At 41.2% G+C, this 12,027-nt stretch carries 9 protein-coding genes and 1 other annotated feature (1 of these 10 cut by a window edge); all 9 genes read left to right on the forward strand.

Annotated elements, in window-relative coordinates; genetic code table 11:
* Positions 1–11 precede the first annotated feature (11 nt).
* On the forward strand, positions 12–1,265 hold the full coding sequence (locus LI951_RS04285) for a dihydrolipoamide acetyltransferase family protein (RefSeq protein WP_229441388.1): 1,254 nt from the start codon (positions 12–14) through the stop codon (positions 1,263–1,265).
* 19 nt (positions 1,266–1,284) lie between these two features.
* Positions 1,285–2,679: a dihydrolipoyl dehydrogenase gene (gene lpdA / locus LI951_RS04290; RefSeq protein ID WP_229441389.1), complete on the forward strand. Its 1,395-nt coding sequence runs from the start codon at positions 1,285–1,287 to the stop codon at positions 2,677–2,679.
* A gap of 1,699 nt (positions 2,680–4,378) precedes the next feature.
* On the forward strand, positions 4,379–5,758 hold the full coding sequence (locus LI951_RS04295; RefSeq protein WP_229441390.1) for a hypothetical protein: 1,380 nt from the start codon (positions 4,379–4,381) through the stop codon (positions 5,756–5,758).
* A 159-nt stretch (positions 5,759–5,917) separates the two neighbouring features.
* Entirely contained in the window at positions 5,918–6,394 is a 477-nt protein-coding gene (locus tag LI951_RS04300) for a dUTP diphosphatase (protein WP_229441391.1), read from the forward strand.
* A 127-nt stretch (positions 6,395–6,521) separates the two neighbouring features.
* Entirely contained in the window at positions 6,522–7,892 is a 1,371-nt protein-coding gene (radA, locus tag LI951_RS04305) for a DNA repair protein RadA (protein WP_202067278.1), read from the forward strand.
* 273 nt (positions 7,893–8,165) lie between these two features.
* Entirely contained in the window at positions 8,166–9,308 is a 1,143-nt protein-coding gene (locus LI951_RS04310; RefSeq protein WP_202067279.1) for a PIN/TRAM domain-containing protein, read from the forward strand.
* A 3-nt stretch (positions 9,309–9,311) separates the two neighbouring features.
* Positions 9,312–10,007 carry a 2-C-methyl-D-erythritol 4-phosphate cytidylyltransferase gene (gene ispD, locus LI951_RS04315; protein ID WP_229441392.1) on the forward strand — a complete coding sequence of 232 codons (696 nt, stop codon included), beginning with the start codon at positions 9,312–9,314 and terminating at the stop codon, positions 10,005–10,007.
* 6 nt (positions 10,008–10,013) lie between these two features.
* The gene (gene ispF, locus LI951_RS04320; protein ID WP_202067281.1) at positions 10,014–10,487 is read left to right on the forward strand and encodes a 2-C-methyl-D-erythritol 2,4-cyclodiphosphate synthase; all 474 of its coding nucleotides are present in this window, start codon (positions 10,014–10,016) and stop codon (positions 10,485–10,487) included.
* Between the two features lie 16 nt (positions 10,488–10,503).
* Positions 10,504–11,964 carry a glutamate--tRNA ligase gene (gene gltX, locus LI951_RS04325; protein WP_202067282.1) on the forward strand — a complete coding sequence of 487 codons (1,461 nt, stop codon included), beginning with the start codon at positions 10,504–10,506 and terminating at the stop codon, positions 11,962–11,964.
* Between the two features lie 2 nt (positions 11,965–11,966).
* Positions 11,967–12,027: a binding site (T-box leader), on the forward strand (it continues 153 nt past the right edge of the window).

Below are 12,027 nucleotides of genomic sequence, written 5' to 3' on the forward strand. Positions count from 1 at the left end.
GGAGAAAAGAAATGGCTTATGAAGTCTTAATGCCGAAGCTGAGCTCCACCATGACTGATGGAACAATTACTGTCTGGCTGAAAAATGAAGGAGACACTGTAGAAGTCGGCGAAGCAATCTTTGAAGTAATGACGGATAAAATAGCGATTGAAGTGGAGGCCTATGAAGAAGGCATCCTGTTAAAACGATACATTGGTGACGGAGAAAGTGCACCGGTTAATTCAGTGATTGCCTATATTGGCGAAGCCGGAGAAAGCGTACCGGAGGAGATGCCTAGAGTGAGCGGAGGCGAAAGATCGGCTGAAGAGGAAGAACCTTCTGCAGACACACCCAAAATTGATAGTGAAGCAATGAAATCAGAAACGAGCCAGCCAACTGAAGGCAAAATACGTGCCACTCCGGCAGCCCGCAGAGCAGCCAGAGAAAATGGGGTTGATCTTAAAAATGTGACAGGCTCCGGACCGAAAGGACGAATTCAGGCAGCAGATATCTCAGCGTATACGAAATTATCTTGTGAAGAGAGTGCAAAAGTTGTTGGCGGACAACCAGTCTCAAGCACAGAAACCAGCCGCCTGATTCCATGGTTTGGCATGCGCAAGGTGATTGCGGAAAATATGCACCAAAGCACCTCCACGATTCCTCATGTCACCATGAGTGCTGAAGTCAATATGTCCGCCATGGTCAAGCTGAGAGAACAGCTGCTGCCGATGATTGAGGAACAGACAGACCAACGACTGTCCTATCTGGAGCTGATTATCAAAGCAACAACGATTGCCTTAAAGGTGTATCCGATGTTCAATGCCCATGGCACAGAAGAAGGTATTCGCCAGTTTGACGACGTGAATATGGGGGTGGCTGTGGCTCTTCCAGAGGGGCTGATTGTACCTGTGGTGAAGCAGGCAAACAGAATGGGGCTCAGTGAGCTGACCGCTTCTGTCAAAGATCTGACCAGTAAAGCCAGAGACAGCCGACTGTCACCGGATGAACTGAGCGGCGGTACATTTACCATCAGTTCATTAGGACGAAGCAAAGTCAAAGAATTTACTCCGATCATCAATGCGCCGGAAGCAGCGATTTTAGGCGTCGGCGGACTGTTTGAGAAGCTGTCTGTAGATATGTACAATGACATGGAAAAAATTGAGCATGTCCCTACCTTGAACCTGTGTCTGTCCTTTGACCACCGGGTGGCCGACGGTGCTCCGGCAGCTGCGTTTCTCAGCATGATTGCGGAGATTCTGGAAAACCCAATGCGCCTATTGTTGTAGGCGGAAGGAGGAGCAGAAGATGGCAAACAGGATCGATACAGTGGTGATTGGAGCAGGACCGGGCGGCTATGTGGCCGCGATTCGTGCGGCACAGCTGGGTCAGTCAGTAACCATTATTGAAGCGGAACAGATCGGCGGTGTCTGTCTCAATGTCGGATGTATTCCGTCAAAGGCGCTGATTACAGCCGGTCACCGTTATCAGGAAGCACAGCAGTCTGATTTTTTAGGGGTTAGAACCAAGGAGGTCGAACTGGACTTTGCAAAGATGCAGCAGTGGAAAGACCAAAAAGTGGTTAAAGCTCTGACTTCCGGTATCGCCATGTTATTGAAAAAGAACAGAGTAAAAATTATTGAAGGACGGGCACAGTTTACATCCCCGACAACGCTGGATATCCAAACAGCAAAAGGCTCAGAAACCATGACCTTTACACAGGCCATTATCGCCACTGGAAGCTCGCCGATTGAAATTAATGGATTTCCGTTTAGGAATCGGGTAGTTGACTCTACCGGCGGTTTGAACCTGAAGGAGCTGCCGAAGAAGCTGATTGTGGTGGGCGGCGGCTATATCGGCTGTGAACTGGCTGGTGCCTATGCCAATTTGGGAACAGAAGTCACCATAGTGGAAGGCAGCGGCAGTATCCTGCCGAATTTTGAAGCGGACATTCAGGAGCTGGTCTTGAAGCAGTTCAAGAAGAAAGGGGTGAAAGTCTATGTCAATGCCAAGGCGAAACAAGCAACGGCAGGCAAGGACCGGGTGACAGCTGAAATTGAGCTGTCTGACAATAAAATCAGGAAGCTGGCTTCCGATTACGTCATGGTCACTGTCGGACGCAGACCGAACACTTCAGCACTTGGACTGGAAAAAGCCGGTATAAAAACGAATCAGAGGGGCTTAATCCCAGTGGATGCTCAATACCGTACCGTTCAGAAACAGATTTTTGCGATTGGGGATGTGGTGGAAGGTCCGGCATTGGCACATAAAGCCAGTTATGAAGGGAAAGTGGCAGCAGAAGTAATTGCCGGCAAGAATGTGGTGAAGGATTATCGAGTGATTCCGGCTATCTGTTTTACCGATCCGGAAGTGGCAGCGGTAGGCTATACTGTAAAAGAAGCAGAGGCAGCCGGGAAACAGGCGAAGACCGCCATGTTCCCGATGCAGGCCAATGGTCGGGCGCTTTCGCTGAATGCCGCAGGAGGGTTTGTCCGTATTGTGTATGAAGAAGGCAGCGAGCTGATTCTGGGTGCCCAGATTGTAGGGGTGAATGCCAGTGATCTGATTGCAGAGCTTACCCTGGCGATTGAATCCTACCTGACACTGGAGGATATCGCATTAACCATTCATGGTCATCCAACCTTATCAGAAACGATCATGGATGCCTGTGAAGTTGGGCTGGGGTTGCCGATCCATATGTAGCAGGAGATAATAGAAGAAACAGATTATTCATTGAATCATTAAGTAGTGGAGACAAAAGGCAGACTGTCGTTGACTATTTCACAAAATAAGAACGAATAAGCAGTTTACTGTTGCTTTGATGATGTTATGGATAAACTCTGTGCAAAAACTGAACAATATAAATATATGACGATAATTTTGCTTGAAACGGCAAGATTATCGTTTTTTATAGTGAATACAAGCAGCTGAGTTGTAACTGAGCTTTTTCAGCATAAATACTCTTGAAAAATATGAAAAGTATTTTCCAATACTTTATATCAGAATCTGTCTATCAAAAATATTTTTATTGTATGACAGTTATAATCGGGCAATCATACATATACATAGGGTGAGTAAATAGAGATAATTCAGTAATATTCTGACCAAATTATAAATTACATTTCTTTCTGATATTTTTCTTTCCAAGTTTCCATACTTCTTATTTAAAGGAATAAACTCAGATCAAGATCACTCAGACGATAGTCTGTTTTAGGCGGAACCGCAGTATAAATGGTACGAGTACTCTGTTGATCTTCCTGCAGCTGTTCATGTTGTGCAGTCAGCTAGTGATATAAATAGGAATAGCTGAATGATTGCGCTTTTGGTTGCCGGTGAGCTGTCCACTTTTAAATTTTCTGAGCAGCCTGTAAGTACTGCTGAGAAAATGATTAATGCAAACTTTTTTAATTAGATTCCATCTCTTCTGTTAAAATAAGGTTCTTTTGACAACATAACAAAAGGAATTTCAAATTACCATAAAGCTTTTTTTGAATTAATTTTCGTTTTTAAGGTTAGTTTAAGCTAGAAGGATTATTCTATAGTCAACCCAATAACCAAGCTTTTTCATTTAATACTTTCCTATCCCTGTCTTATTAATGAGGCAGGGTGTTTTTTTGTCCAGGAACAAAGAGCAGTGATACTCTATCCAGTTTTACAGATTAAATAAAATTGGTGAAAGGTCAAAATATACAAGTATTTCCCGCCTGCTGATTAACTGTTTTTAAGTCAATAGAAAGTAATGGATTTCAGTTTTTTAAATAAAATTCCCTTTTGTTATACATTACATAAAAAAGATTATAAATGAAGCCGATCAGTAAGTTACTCAGAAACCGTATTGACCCAATCAACGAACGTATGAATAGCTAAGGTAATCTGATAATACTTTGACTTTGAAAAGAAAACATTGCTGATACATGATTCTGTTAAACACTTCCAAAGCACCTCATTTTTGGTTAATTGCAGGGTGTAAGACGACAGAAACAGCAGCCGAATTGAGAATTAGCCAGAAGAAAGGGGGGGGATAATTGTCATGGTGCACTCGGGTATTATCCAGTACCTTGACAATTTTTTCTTCTGGCTGGATGGTTAGGACTATTTCCAAAAAAGTCAGAAAAACAGTGATACTACCTCATTTTTCTTCAAGTGTATCATGAATAGCAAATCGATAAATTTTTAACTAATACTTCACTTAATATATATAATTGGTTCTCTGCTGATTTTTCCATAAAAATATCTCTAACAGTTCCAATTCATTTTCATTTGTTTTTCTTGAATAATTACAAACTTATCTATTTGTTGAAAAATTCAGGGAAATGGCTGAAAAAACGAGGTTTATCTTCGATTTTGTTTTGTGACAATGATAGACTGTAAGTATATGAAATTGTTTGAAGGAGTTGAAATGATGGGCGCTGTCAAATCAGTATTTACAAAACTTTATCCGGGGATTCCTTTTGTTCTTGTTAATACGGTTCCCTTTATTCCCTATTTGGTGTTTTTAAATATGCACACTGGAGCAGGGTGGGAAGGTATTCTCCCCTTTGTATTGTTTTACACTGTTAGAATAGCGGGTATTTTTTTATTAAAAAGCTTTCGATTAGCTCTGACAACACTCCATATTTTTATTCTTTCTTTGATTGTCGGCGCTCTGGGAGGCGTCTTTGGTATTTTGGGAGAGTGGTGGTATCCTTGCTATCTTCTTTCTGCAGTACTGATTGGTTTGGGTGCTGCCTGGCTTCCTCCAACCAACACCACTATTAAATATCAGCGGAAAGAACTGAAGGTTAAAAAGGAAAAGACCAGCTTGATGACGCTTGTTTTTATGATTGTGCTTATCGGTATCTTTATCGGTTCTCTGACTGCGAATTTTCCTGCCAGAAATCTGGTTATTTTTACAGAGTACACGCTGCTGTATCTTGCAGCTTTATTTAAAATGAACAGCTATCCGGTTCAAGACAGACGCATGGATAAAATGGATGAGCAGACTTTTTTTATGAAGGAATTTCTATTGTTTCTGGTTTATTTTATTCTGCTGATTATTGTCCGTTTGGCACGTGCTCTATTTGATTCGCATTATCTGTCTATTGCAGTCATTGGCTTTTCTGCCTGTCTGATTGTTGCATCCTGGTATATCAGTACAGTTCACCGAAACTGGAAGCTGCCTATATGGCTCAACCTGCTGGTTTTTATTAATGGAATGAGCATTAACTTTATTTTACTTTTCGGAACGTTTTATACAGCATTTTATTTTGGAAACAACAAAATTGCCTTGTATTTGTATACGCCATATATTCTGGGAATTTTAGCATCTAAATTACTGATGAAATATATTTATCATTTATTTTTAAAATTAGACAGAGAGCTTATTCATATTTTCGGACTGATTTTTTCTTTAATATTACTGATGTTCCGTGCAATTTTTCCGATAGGTGTCTTTATTTTCAGTATGTTTATAAGCGCTGCCAGCACGTATTTAAATCAGGTATATGCTGAAAGCAGCGAACTCCCTAAGGACCAGCGGATTATTATCCGTTATGCTGCTCAGTCAAAAGGAAGTATTGTTCACCAGTTTCTAATTATGGGCGGACTGTGGATCATGGCAAAAGGATCAGGTATTTCAATTAATACGATACTTCAGATTACCGGATATAGGGAAGGTAATCCTCAGATATTACACATTATTGATGCAATTCATTATCTCAGTATCGGCATTTTGCTGTATCTCCTGTTTTTTATCCTATATGAACGTTTGTTTAAAAATAGAAAGCTGACTATTGAAAAATAATTATCAGGTATTTTTATGTGAGTATTTGACAACCCGCACTGAAATTTTTCTCTAAGAGGAAAGAATGAATTAACATACACAAATCATCCAAAAAATAACGTATTATAAAGCAAGTATGTTAAAATAAACATAGGTTATAAAAAACAGAGGAGAACTTAGATGAAACAACGAGGTTTTGAAATTATTTCAGATTATGAAGATCAGCAAATTACTCTTCCCCAAAGAGCAACAAGCGGTGCAGCAGGCTATGATTTTGAAGCGGCTGAAACTATCGTAATACCCAGTATTTGGGCGCAAAAAGAAAAAGGGGAGACTCCAAAGCCAACTTTGGTAAAGACAGGGATCAAGGTGTATATGGCGAAGAATGAATATCTGGAGTTAGTCAGCCGCTCCTCAAATCCGCTGAAGCGATTTCTGATGCTTGCAAACGGTGTGGGTGTGATTGACAGTGATTATTATAACAACGAAGGAAATGAAGGACATATTATGTTCCAGTTCCTGAATTTTGGCTATGAAGAAGTGACGATAGAAAAAGGGGAAAGAATCGGTCAGGGAATTTTTAAAGCGTTTCTTTTATCAGATACAGATGATGTGGAGGCGGAAAGAACCGGAGGATTTGGTTCTTCAGGCCAATGATTGCTTAAAATCTGATTAAACTTCTTTATTGATAATAAGAAGTCTTAGTGTAAACAGACCAGAGTGTGATAAAATACTAACAGTTAATACAATAACAAATTATAAGATTTGAGTAGGGAGCTGCAGCATGGCGAAAAAAGCAAAAGTTCAATTTGAATGTCAGACTTGCGGCTACATTTCTCCCAAATATCTAGGACGCTGTCCAAATTGCGGGCAATGGAATTCAATGGTGGAAGTGACTCTTCAGGATACAACAGACCGGCGTGTCAGAGTCAGTTTGACTGGAAAGAAAACTCAGCCTCAACTGCTGACAGAAGTCATTCCCAGAAAAGAACCCAGAGTAGCAACAAAGCTGGCAGAATTAAACCGGGTGCTGGGCGGCGGTGTCGTTCCGGGATCGCTGGTACTGATCGGTGGAGATCCGGGCATCGGAAAATCCACACTGCTTCTTCAAGTTTCTCAGCAGCTGACAGAAGTCGGCGGAAAAGTGCTGTATGTTTCCGGAGAAGAGAGTGCAGAACAGATCAAGCTGCGCGCGGAGCGTCTGGGTACGTCCAATCTTGATTTCTATTTATATGCTGAAACAGATATGCAGGAAATTTCCCGTGCGATCGAAAAACTTGAACCGGATTATGTCATTATTGATTCTATTCAGACGATGACTCAGCCGGATGTTACAAGTGTTGCAGGCAGCGTCAGTCAGGTGCGCGAAACAACAGCTGAACTGCTGAAACTCGCAAAGACTAACGGAATTGCTATTTTTATTGTCGGTCATGTGACGAAGGAGGGTTCGATTGCAGGACCTCGAATGCTGGAGCACATGGTTGATACTGTATTGTATTTTGAAGGAGATAAGCATCATACCTTCAGAATTTTACGTGCAGTCAAAAACCGGTTTGGTTCAACCAATGAAATCGGTATTTTTGAAATGCGGGAACATGGACTGGAAGAGGTGGCAAATCCTTCACAGGTATTTTTAGAAGAACGACTTGATGGCGCAACAGGATCTGCCATAGTCGTAGCCATGGAAGGCAGCCGTCCGATTCTGGTAGAGGTTCAGGCACTGGTTACTCCGACAGTTTTTGGGAATGCCAAGCGAACGACAACCGGTCTTGATTTTAACCGTGTATCGCTGATTATGGCGGTACTTGAGAAAAGAGCTGGTCTGCTGCTTCAGAATCAAGATGCTTATCTGAAAGCAGCCGGAGGTGTGAAGCTGAATGAACCAGCCATTGATTTGGCAGTAGCTGTCAGTATTTCCTCCAGCTATAAAGAAAAGGGAACGAAGCCGACAGAGTGCTTTATCGGAGAAATTGGTTTGACAGGTGAAGTTCGGCGGGTGAACAGCATTGAACAACGGGTAAGAGAAGCAGCCAAGCTTGGCTTCACGCGAATCTATCTCCCCAAGAATAATCTGGGGGGCTGGGAACCACCTAAAGAAATTGAAGTAATCGGTGTTTCAACGCTTGGAGAAACACTGAAAAAAGTTTTTCAGTAAACTAAAAAGTATGGCAGGACTGATTTATTGTAAGTTCACAATAGCTGCTCAGATGTCTTATCAAAATGAAAACTGACAGTCCGCCGCCATACTTTTTAATAGATAGTAACAGCGGCAGGATGTCGAATCTTTTTAATCTATTTTTATGTTTAAGAAAAAATAACGAGACAAGGTGTTCGGCTGTCAGTGATGGTATATTATTTTGACTGGACCATTGTATCCAGTCGTTTTTAACAAATAATCAAAAATAAAATTTGAGAATAGGAGAGTACTATGCAAAAACGTGTAATCTCTGTCTTGATGGTTGTTGTTGGAGCCAGCTTGGGAATATCATTATTTCCTATAGCTTGGAAGATGACAAATCAAGCGGATAATAAATGGCTGAACAATAATTTTACTAACAGTCTGATCGGTGCAATTATTTTCTTTATTTTATCTTTACTGTTAACAAAATACATTATTTCAGCAGTTAAAAGAATTGAAAAATCTTTAAATGAGGTAAGTCTGACCTTTCTTCTATTTGGAAGTGTCGGAGCGATTTTAGGCTTAACGCTCGGTGTGATTATTTCCATCCCAATGTACAACTTGGATATTCCTGTAGTGAACAGTCTGGTCCCTATTTTAGTTATGATTATGCTGGGTTATCTGGGCTTTCGAATGGGAACTACCAGAATTGAGGAGTGGAAAAAAATCTTTACCAGCAGACAAAAGAAACCGTTGCCGGAAAATGAAGGACAGATGCTGGAGCGTAAGGTGGAGGATCATTTTCACAAATATAAAATTTTGGATACAAGCGTAATTATTGATGGTCGAATTTATGATATCACCAAAACCGGATTCCTGGAAGGCGTTATTTTAATTCCTAACTTTGTTTTATATGAGCTTCAATATATTGCTGATTCTGGCGACAGCTTGAAGCGGGTACGCGGACGACGCGGGCTGGATATTCTGAATGCCCTTCAAAAAGAAGAAGGAATTTCTGTGGAAATGTACGATGGAGATTTTGAGGATATTGCAGAAGTAGACAGTAAACTGATTAAGCTGGCAAAGCTTTTAGATGGTGTCGTTGTAACTAATGACTATAATTTAAATAAAGTCTCTGAATTTCAAAATGTTCCGGTTCTGAATATCAATGAGCTGGCAAATGCTGTGAAGCCGGTAGTGATTCCAGGAGAAACAATGAACGTAATGGTTGTCAAAGCCGGAACAGAGCGGCAGCAGGGGGTGGCTTATCTTGACGATGGCACCATGGTTGTTGTTGAGGACGGGCAGCATTATATGAATGAGCATATTCAGGTCGTTGTGACCAGCGCTCTTCAGACAGCTGCTGGACGGATGATTTTTGCCAAACCTGCACATTCAGGCAGAGGAATTGATGAAAATAAGGGTTCCTATCAGGCAAATGAAAAGAAGTAGATTATGAAAGAATATGAAGTTATTTTACTGGCAGCAGGTCAGGGAAAAAGAATGGGGGCTTCCCGAAATAAAATTTTGCTGCATCTTATGGGGAAACCGGTTATCCTGTATTCGCTGAAAACGTTTCTGAAAGATCCGCTGTGCAGGCATATTATTTTAGTAACTCAATCAGATGAACAGGATTTGCTTAAAGAAACGATTCGAAAAGTTCGAAGCAAAAACTGTACGATTACTATTGTTCCCGGCGGCTGTGAACGCCAGTACAGTGTGTATAATGGTTTGCAGAAGCTGAAACATCCAGAAAATATTGTGATGGTTCATGATGGTGCTCGGCCATTTGTTACTCGTTTGCAGTTAAAGGAGCTTCATGCGGCAGCACTTGAAACACGTACTGCTATTTTGGGTGTACCGGTTAAAGATACGATTAAACGAGTAATCAATGGAACAGTTCAGGAAACCATTCCCAGAGATACATTGTGGCAGATTCAGACACCACAGGTTTTTTACGGAAATGACCTGATAAATGCACATGAAAAAGCCCGTGAAGAGGATTTTCTGGGAACGGACGAATCTTCGTTGATGGAAAAATATAGTGATCTTCCTGTGACAATGGTTCTTGGAAGCTACGAAAACATTAAATTGACAACACCGGATGATATGTTGATAGGTGAAGCAATTGTTAAACGAAAAAGGAGCTAGACAAATATGTTTAGAATTGGTCAGGGATTTGATGTTCACCAGCTGGCAGAAGACCGCAAGCTGATTGTCGGCGGTGTGGAAATTCCCTTTTCTAAGGGATTGTTGGGACATTCGGATGCTGATATTCTGCTTCATGCCATTACCGATGCAATTCTGGGCGGTGCGGGCTTAGGTGATATCGGTCATCTGTTTCCAGATACAGATCCTGCATTTAAAAACGCAGATTCGATGGAACTGCTGTATCAGGCAAATAAAAAAGTCATGGATGCAGGCTTTACTATTAACAATATTGATTGTACAATTTTAGCAGAGCAGCCGAAAATGAAGCCGTATTTGGAAAAGATGAAAGAAAATATTGCCGAGACCTGTAAAATAACCGCAGAACAGGTGAATATAAAGGCGACAACGATGGAAAAAATGGGTTTTATCGGTCGTGAAGAAGGAATGGGAGCGATGGCGGTCGCTTTACTCGAAAATTAAGAAAGAGGAAAAGATAATGACAAAAGTTCGTGTACGTTACGCACCAAGTCCAACAGGACACCTGCATATTGGAAATGCAAGAACAGCTTTATTTAATTACTTGTTCGCCCGTCATAATGATGGTGAATTCATTATCCGTATAGAAGATACAGATCAAAAGAGAAATATTGAAGACGGTGAAAAAAGTCAGCTTGAAAATCTGGCGTGGCTTGGAATTAATTGGGATGAATCTCCAGAAAATCCGGGTGAGTATGGTCCGTATCGCCAGTCTGAACGAAAAGAGATTTATCAGCCGCTGATTGATCAGCTGCTAAGCAGCAATCGTGCGTATAAATGTTATTGTACAGAAGAAGAGCTGGAAACAGAAAGAGAAGCACAGAGAGCGAGAGGTGAAATGCCTCATTACTCTGGAAAGTGTGCAGATCTATCACCTTCAGAACAGGCAGAAAAAGAAGCACAGGGATTGAAACCGGTCATCCGTTTCCGCGTTCCAAGAAATACTACCTATACATTTGATGATATGGTTAAAGGGGAAATCGTATTTGAATCTGATAATACCGGCGGCGATTTTGTTATTCAAAAACGTGACGGTATGCCTACCTATAACTTTGCGGTGGCTGTAGATGACCACATGATGAAAATTACTCACGTGCTCCGCGGTGATGATCATATTGCCAATACACCAAAACAGCTGATGATTTATGAAGCATTTGGCTGGACACCGCCAAGCTTTGGGCATATGACTCTAATTATTAATTCAGAAACAGGGAAAAAATTAAGTAAGCGTGATGAAACTATCCTGCAGTTTATTGAACAATATCGTGAGCTGGGCTATTTGCCTGAAGCAATGTTCAACTTTATCGCATTACTGGGCTGGTCTCCAGTTGGGGAAGAAGAAATCTTTTCTCAGGAAGAGCTGATCAATATTTTTGATCCTGAACGCTTAAGCAAATCACCAGCTGCTTTCGACAGCAAAAAGCTTGAGTGGGTAAACAACCAGTACATGAAGCAGATTGATTTGGATGTATTGGCAGATATGTGTATCCCTTACTTGATCGCTGACAGTCGCGTAGAAAAAGATCCAACACCGGAACGAATTGAATGGTTGAAGAAACTTGTCAGTCTTTATCAGGCGCAAATGAGTTACGCTGCTGAAATAGTGGGACTTTCTGACCTGTTCTTTAATGAACATCCGGTTCTGGATAACGCAGCAAAAGAAGTTCTGGCAGGAGAAACAGTTCCTGAAGTGCTGAATGTGTTTAAAGCACAGCTGGAAGAAGCCGCTGTAGTGGATGTTCCAACAATTAAAGCGGCAATCAAAGCTGTTCAAAAGGAAACAGGAGTAAAAGGGAAGAACCTGTTCATGCCGATTCGTGTAGCTGTTTCCGGATTGACACATGGACCTGAGCTGGCAGAAACTATTGAGCTTTTAGGAAAAGAAAAAGCACTGGCTCATTTAACGAATGTTTTAAAATAGAAAGAAACACACAGAAAAGAAGAAGTAAAAGGCTGTTTATTTTCAGAGAGACTGCGGCAGGTG

Source organism: Enterococcus sp. BWT-B8 (assembly GCF_020567625.1).
Lineage (GTDB): Bacteria > Bacillota > Bacilli > Lactobacillales > Enterococcaceae > Enterococcus_L.